Here is a 20,996-nt window from a genome sequence, read left to right as displayed (position 1 = left end):
TTTTCAGGTGTTTTCTTTCCAGCTGCCTTCGTTACTTTCCAGCAATTCCTTCCCCCAAACCGGAAGTTCTTTTTTGATTCGCTCCACCAGTTCTTCACAAGCATCGATTGCCGCCTTGCGATGTTTTGAAGAGGTGAATACAAAGAGACTGATCTCCCCTGTTTTCACCTCTCCCAGGCTGTGGTAGATATGCATACAGGTTAGTGGATACTTCTCAAAAATAGCTTCTCTAATCTCAAAAGCTTTTTCCAGCGCCATATCCTTATATGCCGTATAATTAATAGCTCTCACTGTGCTTCCCTCCTTTTCATCTGCCCGTACCTGCCCCAAAAAGATGGAATGGGCACCAATATTGGTCTTTGAACTGTGGTTCTGAATGGAAGTAGCTATCTTATCGCTGGAAATGGGCCCTTCTACAAATATATTTTTTGGTTTTCGTGTCATTTTTCTTCTGAATTTACCGGGGAAGCAGGATGCATAATTCCTCCATCCACCGAAAATACTTTTTTCTCAGGAAATTGCTTTTTTAGCTCCGCAGCCATGTGTTCACTGCGTTTCCCGCTCTTGCAAAAAAGGATAATATTTTCAAAGGAACGAACTTTATCCTGATCTTGGTTTAAAACCGACATTGGAATTTTACTAATATCTACCCGCTCAAAAACTGGCTCCTCCTCGAGTTCCCGAATGTCCACTAAAACACAGCTTTTTAGACTGTGTTTCCAGTCCAGTGCCTTCTTCCAGTCTATGCTTTCTGAAAGTCCACAGGTGATATTATAATCCTTGCTTCGGAAGACTTCTTCACTAGCCGGAAGTTCCTTTTTTAAATCTGAATTCGGCGCTACCGCCACTTCAAAAAATCCTGATGTTTTCAGATTGTAAAACAAAACTTTATTTGTCAGTACTTTTCCAATTCCTGAAATAATTTTTATGGCCTCGGTCGCCTGAAGCGTCCCTATCAGTCCCGGAAGCACACCCAGAACTCCTGTTTCGCTACAGTTGGGAACCTCGTGTGGCTGCGGCGCATTTGGATACATGTCCCGGTAATTCACCGGATTTTCTCCATAATTAAAAACCGTCACCTGCCCTTCATATTGATATATGGCGCCCATTACCAGCGGCTTATCCAACAGCACGCAAGCATCGTTCATCATATATCGGGTACCGAAGTTATCACTGCCATCGAGCACCAGATCGTAATCCCTTAAAATTTCTATCGCATTGCTGTTGTTCAGGAATTCGGAAATTACATTGAAGTTGACATCAGGATATTTTTCTTTTAGCAGTTCTCCTGCGGTTTCAGCTTTATGTTTTCCAATATGTTGATGTCCGAAAAGGGTTTGGCGGTTGAGATTGGACTCGCTGATGTTATCTCCATCGGCAATTCCCAGAGTTCCAACTCCGGCGGCTGCGAGGTGCAACAGCGCCGGACAACCGAGTCCGCCGGCTCCAACCACCAGCACCCGGGCAGCTTTCAATTTCTGTTGACCTTCCTGTCCAAAACCGGGTAATATGGTTTGTCTTTCAAACCTGCTCATCCTCCCGAAAATGGCGGTAATAGAGCGATCTCTTCATTCCCTTTTAAAGGAGTGTTTTCCTGTACCAGCTGCTTATCCACAGCCAGGGAAAACTTCAGGTCTGCCAAAAAAGGATATTTTGTATTCAAAGCCTTCAGCAGCTCATTTGAATCTTTATGATAGGGAAACTCAAATTCGGATTGAGGCATTTTTTCGGCCAGCATTCCGAAGCTTTTTATAGTAAGTGGCTCCATTTTTCTTCAGCTTCTTTCAGTTCTTGTTCATTATTAATATTGCGGAAACACCACGGCATTTTCTGCGCTACGGAAGGTACTAAAGTGTGCGGATTCTTTAAAATGAAATCGGTCATTTTTAACTCTTCCGAAGCAATCGCATCTTCCACAGATCCCTTTAAGTGTAACGGATAGGCAGCGAATAAGGGGTTGATCCTGTCCTTTACCAGGGCAGCTGTAATGTAATCCTCATCTACTGCTTTGAGCAACAGGTTTATGGCTTCTGCATTTACAAAAGGCATATCGCAGCTTATAAGCAGTACTACCTCAGCATCTGTATTGTTAAATGCCGTCAATAAACCTCCCATCGGTCCTCTTTCCTTCACCACGTCTTTACATACCGGGAATCCAAATTTTTCGTAATCCCGACTGTTTGCGATGATCTTTACCGGCAGCTCCGCTTCTTGCAAGGCCTGGAACACGTAAGAGACCATAGGTTGGTTATTAAGATTCACCAAACCTTTGTCTTTACCCATCCTGCTGCTTTTGCCGCCTGCCAGTACAAAAGCTTCAATTTTTGGAGCAGGACTCATGATAGGATCAATTTGATCGCCGCGCCTGCAAGTACGAAGGTTAGCAGGTGTTTCACGACCCGAACATTAAAACGTTGGGATCCAAAAAAGCCCCCAAGGATTCCGCCAAGGACCGTAAATGGGATGAAGATCCACATGGATTTTTCTACCGCAAGATCAAAACCTACCGTGCCTAAATAACCTGCTATTGAATTGACGAAGATGAACAGCGCACTAAGAGCAGCTGTCTGTCGTACATTGGCCCAGCCCAGCATCAACAACAGCGGAGAAAGAATGATCCCACCTCCAATTCCTATGAGTCCCGAAAAGAACCCGATCATAATACCAATTACCGCCGGCATCCACGGGCGTTTTTCCAACAGTACGTCTGGATTTTTCGGGAATAACCCCAGAAATTGCATTATAGGGAACAGCAGTAAAACGCCCAATATATTTTTATAGATGGCCGAATCCACGACCACGAGTCCTCCTATAAAGGCAGCGGGAATGGAAAATAAAGCCAGTTGCAAAAACAGCTTTTTTGGAAAGTTACAGGTTTTACGATGTGTGGAAAAAGCGACAAAAGAGACGACGATATTAAGCAATAATGCAGCGGGACGAATTTCTTCAGGAGCAAATCCTGCGAGGGCGAGGATCATCAAGTAACTGCTCGCGCCTCCGTGTCCCACAGAGGCATAGAAAAATGCTGCTACAGGTAATAGGATAATGAGATATAGAAACAACTCTCCCGGCATACATCAGTGATTTAGGTTCCTACAATTTTTAAAGATTATAGATCTTTACAAGTGTTCCTTTAGGAACAACTTCGGCTTCTTCTTCAAGTTCCACCAGGCAATCGGCTGTACTAAAAGCCTGCAGGTTAAAAGATTGTTGTCCTGTCAAAATTTTCACCTTACCATCTTCTTTTTTAGCTTTCATAAAAAAGGTAAATCCCGGCTTCTTTTTTACATCTTCCAAAAGTGGCAAAATATTATCGGGTTGCCAAGCATCCTTTTTTCCCATGAGGTTCTGTAAACATGGTTTCACATACTGCACATAGCAACTGAGAACCGAAGCAGGATTTCCCGGAAGGGCAAAGACCATTTTATCTCCTTTTTTGCCCACATACATAGGTTTTCCCGGCCGTTGCTTTATTTTATAAAAAAGTTCTTTTACTCCCACCTTTTCCAGGCATTCCTTAACAAAATCGTAATCTCCCACAGAAATTCCACCGCTAAGGATCAGTACATCCTGTTGTTCCCATGCCGAATTTATGATCTGTTGGAGTTTTTCCTTATCATCTGAAGCTCTTTTAGCGACAATTTCTTTTATTCCTATTTGTTTCAGTAAGGCCTCGAGCATAGGACCGTTGGAATTATAGATCTCCCCAGTTTTGAGAGGTTCTCCCGGTTCCTTTAATTCATTACCCGTAACCACATAGGCTACTGAAGGAGGTGTGAAAATTTTCATTTTTGAAACCCCTACAGAGGCAAGCAACCCGACCACTCCCGATGTCACTTTAGTACCTTTCTTCAGGATCTGGTCTCCTGCCTTGCATTGAGAACCTGTCAACCGCACATTGCTGCCGGTCGAAATTTTTTCATGGTTGTAAATGATCCTGTCCCCTTTTCGTTCGATAAGCTCCTGCTGAATTACAGTGTCTGCTCCCTCCGGCATTTTTGCTCCGGTGAAAATACGAGTAGCTTCTCCGGATGCCACCTCGTGAACAGCAGTATCTCCTGCCTGGATCTCACCCTGCAGCCTCCAGCTTTCGCTTTCTCCATCGAATTTTAGAGCATACCCATCCATGGCCGAATTATCGAAAGAAGGCACATCGATAGAGGAATATATATCTTCTGCCAGGACAGTTCCTAAACTTTCTCTCAGTTCAATAGTGGTTATTTTTCCTCTTTCTGAATTTTCATAAAGGATTTTTCTTGCCTGTTCAACTGAGATCATTCTTGTGTATTTAAAACCAGAAAAAAAGCCCTTATGACTGAGATATTTTTGCACATCCTATAGGTAGAGTAACATGTGCCGGAAGACCTTTTACACTCTCAGCCGATTCGGGAACTGCCTCCTCTTCCACTCCATGGATCAAATAGGTAAATTGGCCAAAATCCATTTCCCCCCAGTCAAATTCCTCCATAAAACCCTGTCTAAGCTCATCAAGGTTTATAACTTGTTGATAGGAAATATTTCCGGTTTCATCAGCTGTAGGATAGGTTTCTGATTCCACCTCAAAATTAGTAGGATCATTATGCAGCATGATCATGGTAACTCCTGCCACATCATATGCTTCAGTAATATCCACAACCCCATCATTGTTTTCATCAGCTGCAGAATCAGGACAATTTATCTCCCCTCCATCTTTAGCGCCATGAAGATGCTGTAGGTACATCATTCCCGGTTCCAGGCCGCTCGCTTCTACAAAGACCTTTAGTTCATCTCCCTGTACCTCAAGCCTCACAATTCCTGAGACACTTCTGTTTTTATTGGCCTTACCATTCACCGAAGTTATCTGAGCCTGATATGATTCCACAGCAACCTGTTCTGTTCCGGTTTCCATTTGTCCCGACAATTCATCCTCATTTTGCCGCTGATCTTCTGTTTCATTTTTGCAGGAGCTAAAAGAAACCCCTATGACAAGGAGTAGCGTAAAAAATCTAAATCCTGAAACAGGTTCAATTTTACTTTTCATAATGGTTGGTTTTTGATGCTATGAATTATTAATCTAAAGAAAAATTTTATAAACAAGAGCTTTCCATTCCTCCACCCGATTATCCTCCTATCTTGATCATGCTTCGGTTCTTCAATTGAGAAGCATCGGCTCGTTTATAGCTCTTCCCAAATTGTCCACCCATTACAGCATGTTTTCTGATAACTGAAGATTTAATAAGTGGAATTATGTCCTTTCCTTTCCGTAATGTTCCCAAAAGGTCCATTTCTTCACTTCCAAAGAGGCAGTTCTTCATCTTACCATCCGCCGTTAACCTCATCCGGTTACAATCGCCGCAAAAATGTTCTGTCATGGTGGTAATAAAAGCAAAGGTGCCTTCATGACCAATGGCTTTGTATTTTTTTGCTGTGGCATGTGGTTCATCTTTGAGCTTCACCATGTCATATTCGCTTTCAACCCATTCCAGCATTTGCTTTGCTGTCACGACTTTTTTACTGTTCCAGTGATTCCCTTCAAAAGGCATGAATTCGATCATACGTACGTGCAGCGGAAGATTTTTTGTAATAGCCACAAAATCCAGAATTTCCTTTTCGATCACACCTTCAATGGCTACTGTATTTATCTTTACTCTAAAACCTTCTTGAAGGAGCAGCAAGATATTATCCCATACCTTTTGGAATTGATCTCTTTTAGTAATCTTTTTAAATGTTTCACTATTTAATGTATCAAGACTTACATTAATACTTCGCACCCCCCCTGCATTAAGTTCTGCTATGAATTTATGTGCAAGTACTGCATTTGTTGTAAGGCTTATCTCCACAGGTAATTTTGATAATCTATGAAGGATCTCGGGGAATTCTTTCCTTACCAAAGGTTCACCCCCCGTAAGCCTGATCTTATTCACTCCCAGGTCAACAAAAATTTTTGCAATCTGCTCTATCTCATCTACCTGCATGAGGTGATTATTAGGCAAACATTGGATATTTTCATTGGGCATACAATATTGACAACGAAAATTACAGCTATCCGTAAGGGAGATCCTTAGATAATCATGTAATCTTTTGTGGCTATCTACAAGCATTAGAAAATATTGAGAGTGAAAGATATATAATTAGATTTTTCTGGTATTAAGAACCTCATTTTTAGAAGATTCTGTGCGCATGAGATCTCTTTGATAAAAATTCTGTTTTTCCCCTAAAAACCTTTGAATTAATCTCGGTATCTCAAATCCGATCAGCTTAATTTTTTGGTTGATTGCTTGCAGTTACCTGGGGCTTTTTAGGCCCGTCTTTTCTGATAGGCTCAGGTAGATACTTCAGCAGCCAAATTGAAGCTATCGCCATAATAAGAGAGCCTATAAATGTGGTAAGGGCAAAGCCGAAATTCTCTTCAAGAGCATTGTTCAATGCTCCAAATAACAGCCATATCTGCATGCTTACAAATAGGATCTGCAACAGGATAATTCCCGTTAAGATCGTATTTGTCTTGTTGGGATGGGCCTCGTTCTGTGACCTTCTGAAGTTACTCATATTTATACGTTTTCGCGTTCTCTTTCTCTAACATAAACTTTTCCTTCTTTTACTACTACATCCAGTTGTGGTAATGGTCTTGGAGGAGGTCCTTGTAAGACCTCTCCGGTATCTGCACTAAACCAACCATTGTGACAGGGGCATTCAATTTTATTTTCAGTTTTCCTGTATCTCACTGCACAGGTGAGGTGAGTACATTTTTGCTCGAAAGCCCTCCATTCATTTTCCTCCAGATGGATTAGGATATAAGGAATGGTCTTTTCACCACTAATCTCAAACTGAACCATTTCTCCTACCGGAACTTCAGCTGCATTCGCAACAAAATGTTCACCTTCCAGTTTTTCCGAAGGAAAAGCCATTGCCTTTATTACTATAAAGCCGTTGCTTAATGCGAAAGCACCAGAAAGGAGTCCAAGGAATTTCGCGAATTCCCTCCGACTGACGTGTGTAGCCCGTTTGCTTTCTATAGGAAAATCTGCTTTCCAGCTTGGTTCTTTACCGGGATCTTCTTTTGACATTGCTCTTTTTTATTTAAGGTATGAGTAAAGAGTTTGTGCCTTTGGGCATCATAATATTAACCTTTGTATTTACTTCCTGCTGACCAAAGAAAAATGAGTTTACAGGTTCACTATCGGGTCTCATTCTTGCTATTTCTTCCCTTGTGCCGTAGTAAAGGGCTTGACTTGGGCAAACTGTTGCACACATTGGCTTTTTGCCTGCACTAGTCCTGTCGTAACATAAATTACATTTCATCATCAATTCAGCTTCTTCCATTTTTTTGGGAACTCCAAAAGGACATGCCAGGACACAATTTGAACATCCTATACATCTGGAAGTATTAGCGGAATGTACTACTCCAAATTCATCCTGATGAATAGCATCTGCCGGACAAACATTGGCGCAGGTTGGATCTTCACAGTGCATACACACCTGAACCGTGGTCTGGGGACTTTTCTTCCTGTCAACATAGTTCACGTGGATCATACTTTCCTGGCCATTCGTTTCACATTCAGCACAGGCCATTACGCAGGCCTGGCAACCTATACAGCGTTGCATGTCTACGAAAAAGGCCATTTCCTGGTCATAATTTGTTACCGGCATAATTTGGTTTTTAGGTTATTAAACTTCTCTATTCTTATCTTATTTTCTTTTATTCCTGATCTTGAGTTCTGGTTCTTGATTTATCTTCTGTGGTCCAGCTTTGATAAGCTGTTTCCGTTCTTTCCACAGATCCTTTTTTCCCGGTCTTAACCAATTGACAAGCACAGACCTTATACTCCGGAATTTTAGAAGTAGGATCCAGGTTATCAATAGTCAGTTGATTAGCGGAAGCTTTTCCTCCCCAGTGATAAGGAATGAAAACGGTATCCTCCCGAATTGTCTCTACCACATGTGCAGGAAATTGTGCTTCCCCTCTACGTGTTTTGACCGTGATCAAATCATGATTTTCAATTCCATACTGATAGGCCAGTTTTGGATGGATTTCCAGTAAAGGTTCTGGATATTGGTCTATTAGTTTTCCTATTCTTCGGGTTGAAGTTCCACTTAAATACTGGGATACTACCCGGCCTGTAGTAAGTACAACAGGATATTCTTTATTTGGCATTTCGGAAGCCGGTCTGTACTTTACCGGATTAAAATGTGCCTTTCCGTCAGGTGTTTCAAATTTCTTATCTTCCCATAGGCGTGGCGTTCCAGGGTGATCCAAACTCTTACATGGCCAGAAAACTCCGTAATTATCGACTACCTTCTTATAAGTAATTCCGTAGTAATCAGCGGTACCACCTTTAGAGGCTACTCTAAGTTCATTGAAGATATCCTCGCTGGTGGCAAAGTTAAACTTATCACCTTCCCCTAATCTATCGGCGAGTTCCATAAGGATCTCTCCATCCCTCCTTGTATTTCCGGGAGGTTTTATTGCTTCATTAATTTTCACTACTCGTCCTTCGGCTGTAGTCACAGTACCTTCTTCCTCCTCATGCAAGGAACCGGCAAGAACGATATCTGCATGCCTGGCAGTTTCACTGAGGAATGTATCAATATTTACGTAGAACTCCAGTTTTTCCAAGGCTTCCCGCACAAAATTATTGTTCGGCAGAGATACCAGCGGATTAAAACAAATTGAGATCAAGCCTTTAATTTCACCCCGATGTATGGCTTCAATTTGCTCGTAGGCAGTAAGGCCTTTTCCGGGCATATCTGGTTCATTGATCCCCCATACTTCAGAAATATATTTCCTGTGTTCAGGATTGGTAATGTCACGGTTTCCCGGGAGTTGATCACATTTATGACCGTGTTCACGTCCTCCCTGTCCGTTGCCTTGTCCCGTGATGGTTCCGTAGCCGCAATAAGGGCGTCCAATTCTACCGGATGCCAGAACTATATTTATACAGCTAAGAACATTTTCCACACCTTTTGTATGGTGTTCAATTCCACGAGCATGTAACAGGAAACTTGTGTTGGCTTTCCCCCACATTTCGGCAGCCTGGTAGATGAGATCTTTTGATATTCCCGTATGCTCTTCTGCCCAATCCAGATCGTAATCCTTTACCGCATCTATAGTTTCCTGGAATCCAGAAGTGTAATTATCTATAAAGTCGTGATCCAGCCAGTCATTATCTACCATGATCTTGAGTATAGCTCCAAAAAGTGCAGAATCGCCTCCTGGTCTTATAGGAAGATGCAGATCGGCTGTACGGGCTAACGGAATCATTCGCGGGTCAACTACGATCAACTTGGCGCCGTTATCCCTTGCCTGCCACACGTAATGAGTAAGGGTAGGGAAAGTTTCACTTATATTGGCTCCTGCAACTAAAATTACTTCTGCATGTTTAAGGTCGGCCCAGCTGTTCGAAATTCTGTCCAGTCCAAATGCTTTTTTATTTCCTCCCCCGGCACTAACCATACACAGTCGGCCGTTATAATCCAGGTTTGCAGTTTTTAAGGCTACACGGGCAAATTTCCCTATCATGTAGCTTTTTTCATTGGTAAGAGATACACCGGAAAGCATTGCAAATGCATCTTTCCCATATTTTTCCTGAATCCTTTTTATTTCATTAACCGTGCGAGACATCGCGTAATCCCAATCCACAGGTTTATAACCTTTCCCTTCTACACGTTCTATAGGATCCATTAACCTGTCGGGGTGATTATTCTGCATATAACGCATTACTCCCTTAGGACATAAGCGTCCTTCGTTAAAAGGAAATTCTTCCCAAGGTTCAAAGCCTGCGATCTTATTATCTTTAACCTTCAGCTTTATGCCGCATTGCATTCCGCAGTAACAGCAGTGGGTTTTCACCAGTTTGTCAGGCTCCTTATTTCCCTGGAATCCCGTTTGTGGGGCATATGCTTTGTGAGGTCCAAAATCCTCTATAATCTTATCGATAGAAACCGGAAGTTTTGCCATGGTATCTTCTTATCAAATTATTTAACCGAATAATTTTCCGGCTTCATTTCTTGCTTTTAAATGGGCTTTAGCCAAAGCCGATCTTTTTCCTTCAGGACTTAGATCCAAATGATTGGAACCGTCCGCTTTATCGTAGTTAAATCCTAATTCTTTTGTGACGTATTTTAAATCTTTTACGTGAGTTTGAGTGGCAAATTCCTTCTCTGTATGGGGACAAACTGCCATTCCACGTCGGGTACCTTCAGTTTTATAAAGATTTGCCCCCAGCTGAGCAAGCCGCTGGTAGATATGGAAAAACTTTCCGAAGGGTAGCCACACCAAGAACAGAATAACTGTAATGGCATGTGTCACAGCCATGAACTGATAGGTTTTCCCTTCAAGAAAAGTGTAATCATAAGAAATGCCAAGTCCTGTCACAGAGATGGCTATTAAAAGAATCAACGGCAGCCAGTCATTTTCAAGAGTTTGTGTAGCAATAAGACCACCATCAGTAAACCTTCTTTTCATCATTATTATAGCCCCGATAGTAACTAAAACAGAACACCACACAAGACCATGAAAGGCAATAAATGCGAGAGGCGAACCTAATTGAAAAGATCCTGCTTCAAAACCGAATAACAGGGCATAATACGTCGTGTCGTCTCCTGGCTTGAGCACAAAATGTATCCAACCAAAAGTAAGAGGAATTGTAATGGCAAAAGCTAACAAACATCCGGTTGCGAGCATGAAATGACCTACCCACCGCGTCCTGCTGCGATGAGCTATAAATCTCTGTGCAAGGATGTTTTTAAAAAATAATTTTGTGGAGCGCCACAAATAAGGAAAAAAATATTTACTGAAAAGAAACTGCATACTTCTGCGCCAGTACAACCTGGTGGGTGGTCGCTGAATCCAAACGGAATAGCGATATGCAACTCCAAAAATGGCAAATACGGTACCGATCAAATACGCGATTAGTGCCGGATCAAAATTCTGAAGATTCCGAGAACCTATAAGCACCAGTACAACTGTCAGAACTGCTGCGATGGTGGCCTTAATTAAGGCTACTTTATTTAAAGTTTTAAATAGTCTGTACATATCACGGATTCTTTAATCTTAAATTTTGAAGTTTCCCTAAAATAAAAATTTTACCGTAATTGAGGTGATCTTTGAGTCTCGGAGAAGTTAATTTAAACCAAGTCTAAATTATGAATGAACATTTTCTTCTCCCGATGATTTCTATACCTGAAATCGGTGGCGGGCAAAGATGTATATCAACTTAGGGAAAAAATATGATGAATATCATATTTAAGCTGTAAAACAGGTATAGAACAAAGACTATTCGTCTAGAAACGTTCGACTAAAATTTTTTTTAATTTTTAGTCATCACCTGAATTATTTCAGGTGCAGCTTAAATTCAAAAAAAAAATAAACACCCCTCCACTAAAAATGGAGAGGTGTTTTCTGCTTTCTCAAACCAAGGTACTAACAGTTAATACCGGAATTCGGTCTGTCATAATACCACCAGTTTAGTCCCAAACAAATTAAATAGTACACTCCAAACCCATAAAGGGCAAATTCGGGGGTTCCCATTTGAATCTGTTCTCCAAATACCTGCGGAATAATAAATGCCCCGTAGGCTGCAATTGCCGATGTCCATCCTAAAACGGGCCCGGCTTTCTCCTTGCTGAAGATATAAGGTATACTCCTGAAAGTGGAACCATTTCCAATTCCTGTAGTTACGAATAACACCATAAAACAAGCAAAGAAAGGCCACCAGTAAGCTTCAGGAGTAACACTTTCCCGGGCCTGTACCACGAAATACGCTACCGCCATAGTAGCTATTACAGTTATTATTGTGCTGTAAGTAGTGACTCTTGAACCACTGTTTACTTTATCTGACAACCAACCTCCCACAGGTCGAACCAAGGCTCCAAGCATAGGTCCAATAAAAACCCAGGTTAAGAAATCTGGTGCATTGGGATTTGTATATTGTGGATTAGCCGGATCGGTATAAACAAATATATCCTGACAAAGTTTTGGAAATGCCGCAGAAAATCCAATGAAAGAACCAAAGGTCATGGTATAAATAATTGTCATGATCCAGTTGTGCTTGTCTGAAAGTATGGAAAACTGTTTATCAAGACTCTGTTTAATATCCTTTGGGCTTAGATATTTCATCAATAGTAACGTAAGAATAACCACCACAGGAAGTACTATCCACATGTTGACCTCCAACCCTACCAATAAATAAGACCCTAAAGCGGCAGCTAAAAGGCCTATACCCACCATAAAAAGTGTTTTGGCAATACCCTGAACTGTGCTCGGAAGCTTCGGAGTACCAGTGACTACATTATTCATTCCAAAATATGCGGCAACCGCTGCTATAACAATAGGAATCCATATCCAGCCTGCATTTTGTAATCCTGCCAAAGGTTCATTTTCCACTACATCGCCCCCGCTCCCGACAGCTGAAAATAGAAAGATACCTATGACGAAAGGAATCATTTTTTGCATGATCCCTACTCCCAAATTTCCTATTCCTGCATTAAGACCGAGGGATGTTCCCTGCATTCTCTTCGGGAAAAAATAACTGATGTTGCTCATGGAAGATGCAAAATTCCCACCCCCAAATCCGGATAATAGAGCGAGTACAGCAAAGGTGATATAGGGAGTACTTTGATCTGCCAAGGCGAATCCTACCCCAAAGGCCGGAATCAGCAAAAGCGCAGTTGTAGTAAACACAACATTTCGACCTCCCCCCAATGCTATTAGAAAAGAATTGGGAATTCTTAAGGTGGCACCGGCAAGCCCGGCAATGGCAGGTAAAGTGTAGTATAAATTGTTTATAACCGCCAATTGTTCTTTCACCATTTCTTCGGACATCCCGGGGGTGATCATTCCAAAATGAAAATTGAATTCTTTCATTTTGGTGGTGATAATACTCCACATCATCCACACCGCGAAAGAAAGCAACAGAGCGGGAATTGAAAGCCACAGGTTCCTATAAGCTATTTTTTTACCTTTTTGCTCCCAAAAAACCGGATCTTCAACATTCCATTCCTCTAAGTTGGTCTTCATAACATTTATATTTAATCCACTTAATTTTTTTCTTTCGATTCAATCTGGCGCATTAATTTCGGTTGTTCCTTATGCATCATCTTCTGTATAGTCCGATGCATCCACCACAGGCAAATAGCCGAGATAAATAAAGTGAACATCCAGCCACTGGTCCAGAGGCCAGTTCCGTCCAGCAGATAACCGAAAATTATGGGACAGAAAAATCCGCCTAAACCACCAAGAACACCTACCATTCCTCCAACAACACCTACTTCATCGGGAAAATATTCTGGTATATGCTTATAAACTGCAGCTTTTCCTATACCCCAAACACTCCCGAGAAGTATGACCAAAATTGTAAAGACCCAGACATTCGCCTGGAAGAATATCTTTGTTTCTCCACTTGCAAGAAGCTCCTTTTTTTGTATCTGCTGCCCCTCTGATACTACCGGTTCTTGCCAAGTCTCTTTTTTCGGAAATACAAAATCTCTATTAGTTTCTTCAAAATCAGTTTCATTTCTCGGAATAAGATTATATTCTACCTCTCCAGCGATTATTTTATTTTCACTAACCTGAGTCACTTCCCCCGCCTGTTTTGCCATTATTCCATTGCCGGGTGAATATATCTCCATTTTCGGGAAAATAAGTAGAAAACTTATGACCAGGGAAGAACCGAGTACCCAGTACATCACCTTACGAGCACCCCATTTATCGGACATCCATCCTCCTAGGGCCCTAATAACCCCCGATGGAAAACTAAAAGCGGCAGCTAATATACCTGCAGTAACCAGGGGCAAATAATAAACATTCACGTAGTAAGGCATCAGCCATTGCGAAAAGGCAACAAAACATCCGAAAACAAGAAAATAATACAACCCAAATCTCCACACCCGTATATTTCCTAAAGGCTTCAGCAATTTTTTCATTGTACGTTGCGTGTCGGGCTTCTTATTTTGAGCAAAGACAACAAATACTACAGCCATTAAAATGAGTACTACAGAATAGATCACTGGAAGCATTCTCCAATTATCGATGTCTGCTCCATTATTGGTAAGATTTTGTAAAATCGTTGGGGCAAAAAGGGTAGTTAGAGCAGCACCGGCATTTCCGGCTCCAAAGATCCCCAGAGCCCTTCCCTGCCAATCCTTATCATACCAAACTGAAGTGTAAGCTATTCCAACTGCAAATCCCGCTCCCGTAAGACCATAACCAAAACTGTACAGGGCAAATTCCCAAAAAGAATCAGCATAACTCAATAGGAACATAGGAATAGCACTCAAAATTAATAAACCACCAAATACCCATTTTCCACCGTACTTATCGGTCAGGATTCCAACAGGAAGCCGAAAAATCGCTCCTGTAAGGACCGGAATTCCAAGCAGCCACCCAATTTGCACCGAATCCCAATCGTAAGCTCCATTATCCACTAAAAAGGTAACCGTAACACCATTGAACATCCAGGCAGCAAAACAAATTGTGAATGCCAGGGTATTTAAAAAGAGCATCTTGTGAGCAGTAAAAGTAGGTTTGGCCATTATGGGATATTTTGGTCCTTTATATTAAGCTACGAAACTACATGGAACTAGAACCTTGAAAAATGATAGAGATCATTTTCAAAGGTTTTTAAAGTTAGGAAATCTATTGATAATGCTAAAATTGTGAGATTTATAAATTTCTGCCATAACATTCAGAACAACTTTCAGATTATCAGGTGAAGAAAGAAACGCTGCAGAGAATCTATTTTCCAACCAAGGAAACCACAAAGAGAAATACGGGTCTTTAGGAGAGTTGAAAGTCAACCCATCTTTGACCGCTTTTTATATCCAACAAAAAAGGAGCATAAAATTATTAAACTTAATAATCATTCCCCTCCTGCCTCTCCTTTTTCAATTTTTGATAACTTGCGGCTCACAAAATTTTTGGACTTTCAAACTATAGCACATCAAAATCTAAATTTTGAAAATTAGAACCAGACGAAGGCTAGTCAACTATCTTAACATCCTGGACCAGCCCATTAGGTTCAGTCCTTTTGTCTTTAGCAGGAATTTTTTGCTTTGGGCACTATTAGGGATCATTGGAGGAGTCATTTCAGGCTTTTATTGGATCGTGCTGGAAATGCTAACGCACGGGCTCGCCTTTTTTGAAGGTTGGCAGGTGATCCCTACAATGGCAATTGCCGGGTTATTGGCCGGATTGATCATCCATTTCTTCGGTGATCCGGGAGAAATCGATCTTATTGTGAATAACATTAAGTTCAACAAAGGAAAACTGGATCCCAGAAACAATTTTTCAATGGTGTTATCTTCCCTTCTCTGCGTGGGCTCGGGTGGAAGCCTGGGACCGGAGGCACCACTGGTGCAAGTAACAGGCTCTACCGGCTCCTGGTTTGGGAAAGTACTACGGTTAAAAGGAGAGGATTTCCGGTCAATGACTATTGCCGGAATGGCTTCTGGATTTACGGCCTTGTTTGGGGCACCGCTTGGGGGCAGCTTATTTTCCCTCGAAATCCTTCACCATAAGCATGCTGCAGAATACTATCAGGCTATCATTCCCGCTTTTGTGGCGAGCTGTTTCAGTTACATCATTTTTGCACTAATTATTCATCTGGGATTGGGTCCTATCTGGGATCTTCCCACTTATGAAATGCAGGATAAGTTCGACTTTGTCTATGCTGTTCTATTTGCTGTTGGGGCCACAATCTTTGGCTGGATATTTATCATTTGTACCAAAACTCTAAAAAAGATGTTCAACAAAATTGAATATCCAATTTTCGTGAAAACTTTTCTGGGTGGTTTAGTTTTAGGGATCATTGCCTATTATTTTCCCCTTACCCGGTATTTTGGTCACCACCAGATCAATGAATTGTTCCTAAATGATCTTTCTCTTGGTTTCCTGTTTGCTATTTTAATTTTTAAGATACTCGCTATTGCCATTACCGTGACATCCGGATGGAGAGGCGGATTCATTATTCCGTTGTTTTTCGTTGGAGCCACTATAGGTTTAATTATTCACCAAATTTTCCCCACTGTAGATCCTGCCCTGGCGATCATTTCCTGTATGGCCGGGATCAATGCCTGTGTAACCAGAACCCCAATGAGTACAACTATACTGCTGGCAACTCTCACAGGTTTTGCTTATTTCATCCCAATCCTCTTTGCCAGCCTCACCGGATACTTTCTTGCACCCCGGATTCCCTTTATTTCTTCCCAAATGACCCGGAAATTGGAGAGTGAAGGGTGAATGCGATGTTTGAGGTAATGGTTTTTTCTTGGGATTAAATTTAGCTGTCAATTATGGGTTGTGAGTTACAACCACCCGGCTTTTTTTTTGCTACCTTTAAAGTTAAGTGAATATTAGATTATGAAGAATATACTTGTGGCCCTTGGAAATCTTGAACATGCTGATCAGCTAATAGCTCAGGCAGTAAAACTGGCAAAACTGACAGATGGAAAGATCTGGATCTCACATGTCACCGCTTCAAATCCCGATGATTTTCTTGCCCGCGAAAGCGGTCCTCAATTTGTGTTCGATGAAAGAGCTGAGGAGCAAAAAAAAGAAGCTGCTTTTGTTAAGCAATGCGTTTCAGAAATTGGAAAGGACCATGGTATTCCTGCAGAAGGTTTTATAGTAGAAGGATCTGTCAGTAAAGCGATCAAGGAGAAAGTAGAGGAACACGGGATAGACCTTGTAATCGCGGGGCACCGAAAAAAGGATTTTCTCTATGAACTTTTTACCTCCAATAAGAAAAAGGACCTTGTGGACGAATTGAAGATTCCACTTTTAGCGGTTCCTATAGTGTAAGAGTTATTCAGGATCCGGGCTTATAACAGATGGCAAAATTAGTGCTCCGGTAGCAGAGGCTAAAAATTATGTCCCTGTCTCTATTTCTAAAATTCCAAAACATCCTTAGAATCAAATCCGATTCTAATTCTCTCTGCCACATTCTTTTCCTTTGTGACTACCGAAAGTTGCTCGCCATTATCCAGCTTCAGCAATAACTGAACAGTTTCTCCTAAAAAGGTCTTTTTTATCACCGTTGCATGTGAGATGTATTCGCATTCAGTATTAATATTAAAGTTTTCATTGCGGATGGCGTGGCAGCAGTCAATGTTCAACGGACATTGAAAGGCTTCCTGTAGTGTATTGGTGAGCTGAATGGTGTTTCCGAAGAGGGAAGCAACATATACCGAATTCGGTTTTGTGTATAAATTGGCTGCACCATCTTTTTGAATTACTTCTCCCTCCTGAAGAATAAGTATTTCATCTGCTACTGAAAGTGCATCCTGGGTATCATGGGTAACAAACAAAGCCGTAACTCCTGTTTTCTTGATGATCTCAAAGACCTGATTTCTTAGCTGCATCCTCAGCATTGCATCCAGATTACTGAACGGCTCATCCAGAATAAGTAACGAAGGATTGGGAGCCAAAGCCCGGGCCAAAGCCACCCGCTGTTGTTGTCCGCCGGATAATTGGTGTGGATAACGTTTTTCCAGGGAAGTTAATCCAACCAGTTCCAGCACTTCTTTTGCTCTTTCTTTCTTATTCTTCTGTTTGGAAACCCCGTATAAGATATTTTCCAGAATGGTTAAATGAGGAAAAAGAGCGTACTCCTGAAAAACAAGTCCGATTTTTCGCTTTTCCGGAGGGATAATTTTTCTTAATGAAGAAATTGTTTTGCCATCAAGTTCGATAGATCCGTGATCTGGTCTTTCAAGACCGGAAATTAATCTTACCAGGGTGGTTTTTCCACTTCCGCTTTCTCCCACTATTGCACATACATTAGCCTTTTCAAGCTCAAAAGAGACATCTTTCAGAGCAAAAGTTTTTCCCCTGTCAAAGCTTTTAGAAAGTGAATTTATCTTCAGCATTATTTCCTTATTAAAAGTTTGTTCAAAAAGATCACAGGAATTGCAGCAGTAAAAATAATGAATAATGAGGGTATAGCTGCTTCCATTACCATTTCATCGCTTGCATATTGATAGGCTTTTACGGCCATTGTATTTATATGGAAAGGCTTCAGAATCAAGGTAAGAGGCAACTCCTTTAGTACATCGATAAAAACAAGAATAAGTGCACTGAAAATTCCTGCTTTGATTAAAGGGAACTCAATTTTAAAGAATGTTTTCAGGTTTCCCACTCCAAGCACCTTTGATGAATCGGGAATTGTACTGTGAACTTTCAGAGAAGTTGATTCTATAGGATTATAAGCCACCGCTAAGAAACGAACGGAGTAAGCATATACAAGGGCAACGAGCGTTCCGTTAATAAGTAGTCCCGTATGAATATTGAACCAGTCATCCAGGAAATGGATAAGCCATTTGTCAAAGGCGAGGGTGGGTATCATTACACCGATTGCAATTACCGCTCCGGGAATGGCATACCCTAATATTCCCATTTTCGCAATGTTTTTGAAAAAAGAGAGCATACTCCATTTGGCAAAATAAATGAGTAATACAGCAAAGAAAACCGTTATTAATGCTGAAATAATAGCAATTCCAAAACTTTGAACAGACAGCATTATAAAATCCATATCAAAAACTTTCCCCGCTGTTAAGAAGGTCCAATAAATCAACTGCAAAACCGGAATAAAAAATCCAAGGGCCACGGGAATAAGTACAAAACACAAAATGGAAACCTGCATTCCTTTACTTCCTCTTTTCCTGTGAATGCGGTGATTATTGGATTTTGAAGAAGATACTTCTACATTTCTACGTTGCCATTTTTCAAAGAGAATAAGGGCAAAAACTATAACAATTAACAAGGCCGATAAATATACTGCTGTATCCGGTTCTTCGAGAGAGAACCAGGACCTGAAAATTCCCGTAGTAAAGGTGTTCACACCGTAGTACTTTGCCGCGCCATAATCATTCAGCACTTCCATAAGCACAAGAATTAATCCTGCAATAATTGCCGGTCTTGCCAGGGGCAACATCAATTTAAAGAAAGTTTTAACTTCCCCTACTCCCAACATGGTTGAAGCTTCCAACAGGTTGTTCGCCTGATTGATAAAAAAAGCCCTTGCACTTAAATAGACATAGGGAAACAAGGAAATTCCAAGAATAAAAGCTAATCCGGTTTTATTCATAATATCGACCCTGATAAATTCGAGGTCCAATACACGAAGGATCAGATCCAAAGTGCCACCGTAGTCGAAAATACCGGCATAAGTATAGGCTACTATATAGGAAGGAATTGCCAAAGGTAGAATAAGAAGCCATTCCATCTGTTTCCTAAATGGAAACTCATATCTCGCTACAAACCATGCCGAAGAAACTCCGAGAAGTAATACCAGAATCCCGCAGAAAAAAACCAGGAACAAAGAATTACCAATGTAGTCCAGCAACAAATGATCGACAACATGACCCCAGGTTTCTCCCGGGCCGTCGCAAAGTTTTATTGCGATAGAAATAATTGGTAGAGCTATAAAAAGAATGATGGCCAAAGTAAATATTGACCATCTGTTACTATCTCTTTTAAGCCGCTGTAAACGGGATCCTATGGAAAAAATACCCCTACTTCCAACCTGCTTCATCAAATATTAAAACTGCCTCTTTATTATTATCTCCCAATACGCTTAAATTCAAGGTATCTTCTTTAAATTCTCCCCACTCCTGTAAGGTCTGTGCAGGTTCTAATCCTTCGAGAACCGGATATTCGTAATTTGAATTTGCAAAGATCTCTTGTGCTTCTTCGGAAGCCAAAAATTCTATAAACCGAATTGCATTTTCTTTATTCGGGGCATGTTTTGCAACTCCGGCACCACTTACATTGATATGGGTACCTCTTCCCTCTTGGTTGGGGAAAAACAATCTCACTTTCTCTGCAGTGGCTGCTTCCTCAGGATCTGAGGAGTTTAACATTTTCCCAATGTAATAAGAATTTACCACCGCGAGATCACCTTCTCCCGCAACTATTGCTTTAACCTGGTCTCTGTCACCTCCCCGGGGTGTTCTTGCCATATTTTCTACCATGCCCTCTGCCCAGGTAGTGGCTTCCTCTTCCCCGTTATGCGCTATTAGAGAGGCTAACAAACTTTGATTATAAATATTTCCTGAAGATCTTATAAGTACTTTGTCATTCCACTTATCTGAAGCGAGATCTTCATAGGTGCTTAATTCTTCCGGATTTACGCGATCTTTAACGTAAGCGATTATTCTTGCCCTTTTTGTGAGGCCAAACCATTCGTTATCTTCATCTTTTAAATGGGAAGGAATGGCATTCTCAAGAATTTCAGATTCTATGGGTTGTAGTAATCCCTGTTCCTTGGCCCTTGTCAATCTTCCCGCATCCACAGTGATCAAAACATCTGCCGGGGATTGTTCTCCCTCCATACTCATCTTCTGGATCAATTCATCGGCATTTGCATTGACCACCTGAACGTCTATTCCGGTTTTTTCCTCAAACATCCTGAATAATTCCTGGTCTGCTTCGTAATGACGATGCGTGTATACATTTACCACCTGACCCTCACTTTCAGTGGCGGGTCTATTTTCATTTCCACTTTTATCGTTTTTACAAGCCGTTAGCAAAACTATTGCGCTAAGGAGTATCAGTTTTTTCATTTCAGAATTTTATGTGTTTCTACAAAGATAATTATTTAGATTCATTATAAATAATTATTCAGATGTAGATTCTCGATAGTCTCTGTGGATATAACCCACCTGAAAACATAAAATCTGCAGCTTTCACTACAGATTTTTTAATGATTCAAAAGTTTCTGTTATTTCACATGGTCTCAACTACAGGACAAAGTGTGAGCTATTAATTTTAGCCAAATTGATTTAGATTCAACTCCTATAGTTCGACGCTGAATTCGGAAATGTCTTTCATTTTTCCGTTCTCTTGTTTACCCAGAATAACAACTTCCTTATTTTCTTTATATTCATCAATAGCCACTTGAAGTTGGCTTATGGTATCTCTTCGAATTTTGACACCAGATCTTTGGTTTTTATTCCTGACTTCAATGTAATAATCATCTCTCAAATCTTTTGGCTTTGTGGAAGGTCTACCCATAATTTAA

General features: G+C 41.1%; 21 protein-coding genes. 2 read left to right on the top strand and 19 right to left on the bottom strand.

Features of this window, described 5'->3' with window-relative positions; translation table 11 throughout:
* Positions 1-3: 3 nt before the first annotated feature.
* The 15 genes from LA313_RS00485 to LA313_RS00415 all read right to left on the bottom strand — a co-directional run bounded on the left by LA313_RS00485 (position 4) and on the right by LA313_RS00415 (position 14,511).
* Entirely contained in the window at positions 4-444 is a 441-nt protein-coding gene (locus tag LA313_RS00485; RefSeq protein WP_228912645.1) for a molybdenum cofactor biosynthesis protein MoaE, read from the bottom strand.
* Positions 441-1,535, bottom strand: coding sequence for a ThiF family adenylyltransferase (locus tag LA313_RS00480; RefSeq protein WP_228912644.1), 1,095 nt, complete (start codon positions 1,533-1,535; stop codon positions 441-443). Before LA313_RS00480 ends, LA313_RS00485 begins: the two co-directional genes overlap by 4 nt.
* Positions 1,532-1,768, bottom strand: coding sequence for a MoaD/ThiS family protein (locus LA313_RS00475; protein WP_228912643.1), 237 nt, complete (start codon positions 1,766-1,768; stop codon positions 1,532-1,534). Before LA313_RS00475 ends, LA313_RS00480 begins: the two co-directional genes overlap by 4 nt.
* Positions 1,750-2,340: a molybdenum cofactor guanylyltransferase gene (mobA, locus tag LA313_RS00470; protein ID WP_228912642.1), complete on the bottom strand. Its 591-nt coding sequence runs from the start codon at positions 2,338-2,340 to the stop codon at positions 1,750-1,752. Before mobA ends, LA313_RS00475 begins: the two co-directional genes overlap by 19 nt.
* Positions 2,337-3,074 carry a sulfite exporter TauE/SafE family protein gene (locus LA313_RS00465; protein ID WP_228912641.1) on the bottom strand — a complete coding sequence of 246 codons (738 nt, stop codon included), beginning with the start codon at positions 3,072-3,074 and terminating at the stop codon, positions 2,337-2,339. Before LA313_RS00465 ends, mobA begins: the two co-directional genes overlap by 4 nt.
* 28 nt (positions 3,075-3,102) lie before the next feature.
* Positions 3,103-4,278 carry a molybdopterin molybdotransferase MoeA gene (locus LA313_RS00460; protein WP_228912640.1) on the bottom strand — a complete coding sequence of 392 codons (1,176 nt, stop codon included), beginning with the start codon at positions 4,276-4,278 and terminating at the stop codon, positions 3,103-3,105.
* 31 nt (positions 4,279-4,309) lie between these two features.
* Positions 4,310-5,020 (bottom strand): hypothetical protein, encoded by a 711-nt coding sequence (locus LA313_RS00455; RefSeq protein WP_228912639.1) that lies wholly within the window; start codon positions 5,018-5,020, stop codon positions 4,310-4,312.
* A 79-nt stretch (positions 5,021-5,099) separates the two neighbouring features.
* Positions 5,100-6,080 carry a GTP 3',8-cyclase MoaA gene (gene moaA / locus LA313_RS00450; RefSeq protein ID WP_228912638.1) on the bottom strand — a complete coding sequence of 327 codons (981 nt, stop codon included), beginning with the start codon at positions 6,078-6,080 and terminating at the stop codon, positions 5,100-5,102.
* A gap of 157 nt (positions 6,081-6,237) precedes the next feature.
* Positions 6,238-6,528, bottom strand: coding sequence for a DUF6755 family protein (locus LA313_RS00445; protein ID WP_228912637.1), 291 nt, complete (start codon positions 6,526-6,528; stop codon positions 6,238-6,240).
* A gap of 2 nt (positions 6,529-6,530) precedes the next feature.
* The gene (locus tag LA313_RS00440; protein ID WP_228912636.1) at positions 6,531-7,046 is read right to left on the bottom strand and encodes a QcrA and Rieske domain-containing protein; all 516 of its coding nucleotides are present in this window, start codon (positions 7,044-7,046) and stop codon (positions 6,531-6,533) included.
* A gap of 13 nt (positions 7,047-7,059) precedes the next feature.
* Entirely contained in the window at positions 7,060-7,629 is a 570-nt protein-coding gene (locus LA313_RS00435; protein ID WP_228912635.1) for a 4Fe-4S dicluster domain-containing protein, read from the bottom strand.
* Positions 7,630-7,678: 49 nt separating this feature from the next.
* The gene (locus LA313_RS00430; protein WP_228912634.1) at positions 7,679-9,937 is read right to left on the bottom strand and encodes a molybdopterin oxidoreductase family protein; all 2,259 of its coding nucleotides are present in this window, start codon (positions 9,935-9,937) and stop codon (positions 7,679-7,681) included.
* A 21-nt stretch (positions 9,938-9,958) separates the two neighbouring features.
* Entirely contained in the window at positions 9,959-11,014 is a 1,056-nt protein-coding gene (locus LA313_RS00425) for an MFS transporter (RefSeq protein ID WP_228912633.1), read from the bottom strand.
* 387 nt (positions 11,015-11,401) lie between these two features.
* Positions 11,402-12,997 (bottom strand): MFS transporter, encoded by a 1,596-nt coding sequence (locus LA313_RS00420; protein WP_228912632.1) that lies wholly within the window; start codon positions 12,995-12,997, stop codon positions 11,402-11,404.
* 20 nt (positions 12,998-13,017) lie between these two features.
* The gene (locus LA313_RS00415) at positions 13,018-14,511 is read right to left on the bottom strand and encodes an MFS transporter (RefSeq protein ID WP_228912631.1); all 1,494 of its coding nucleotides are present in this window, start codon (positions 14,509-14,511) and stop codon (positions 13,018-13,020) included.
* A gap of 421 nt (positions 14,512-14,932) precedes the next feature.
* Here LA313_RS00415 and LA313_RS00410 point away from each other — a divergent pair, with 421 nt between their 5' ends.
* Together LA313_RS00410 and LA313_RS00405 are read left to right on the top strand one after the other, a co-directional pair.
* Positions 14,933-16,216: a chloride channel protein gene (locus LA313_RS00410; RefSeq protein WP_228912630.1), complete on the top strand. Its 1,284-nt coding sequence runs from the start codon at positions 14,933-14,935 to the stop codon at positions 16,214-16,216.
* Between the two features lie 120 nt (positions 16,217-16,336).
* On the top strand, positions 16,337-16,777 hold the full coding sequence (locus tag LA313_RS00405) for a universal stress protein (protein WP_228912629.1): 441 nt from the start codon (positions 16,337-16,339) through the stop codon (positions 16,775-16,777).
* Between the two features lie 86 nt (positions 16,778-16,863).
* On the opposite strand, the gene LA313_RS00400 is transcribed toward LA313_RS00405, so the two are convergent.
* The 4 genes from LA313_RS00400 to LA313_RS00385 form a co-directional block, all read right to left on the bottom strand.
* The gene (locus tag LA313_RS00400; protein ID WP_228912628.1) at positions 16,864-17,844 is read right to left on the bottom strand and encodes an ABC transporter ATP-binding protein; all 981 of its coding nucleotides are present in this window, start codon (positions 17,842-17,844) and stop codon (positions 16,864-16,866) included.
* Positions 17,844-19,418: an ABC transporter permease gene (locus tag LA313_RS00395; protein WP_333473536.1), complete on the bottom strand. Its 1,575-nt coding sequence runs from the start codon at positions 19,416-19,418 to the stop codon at positions 17,844-17,846. Before LA313_RS00395 ends, LA313_RS00400 begins: the two co-directional genes overlap by 1 nt.
* Before the next feature lie 70 nt (positions 19,419-19,488).
* Positions 19,489-20,538, bottom strand: coding sequence for a Fe(3+) ABC transporter substrate-binding protein (locus tag LA313_RS00390; protein ID WP_228912627.1), 1,050 nt, complete (start codon positions 20,536-20,538; stop codon positions 19,489-19,491).
* Between the two features lie 232 nt (positions 20,539-20,770).
* Complete coding sequence (locus tag LA313_RS00385) at positions 20,771-20,989, bottom strand: hypothetical protein (protein ID WP_228912626.1); 219 nt, start codon at positions 20,987-20,989, stop codon at positions 20,771-20,773.
* Between the last annotated feature and the right edge of the window lie 7 nt (positions 20,990-20,996).

Origin of the sequence: Salinimicrobium sediminilitoris (genome assembly GCF_020866905.1) — a bacterium.
GTDB lineage: Bacteria > Bacteroidota > Bacteroidia > Flavobacteriales > Flavobacteriaceae > Salinimicrobium > Salinimicrobium sediminilitoris.
This window is presented reverse-complemented; position numbering and strand designations above follow the sequence as displayed.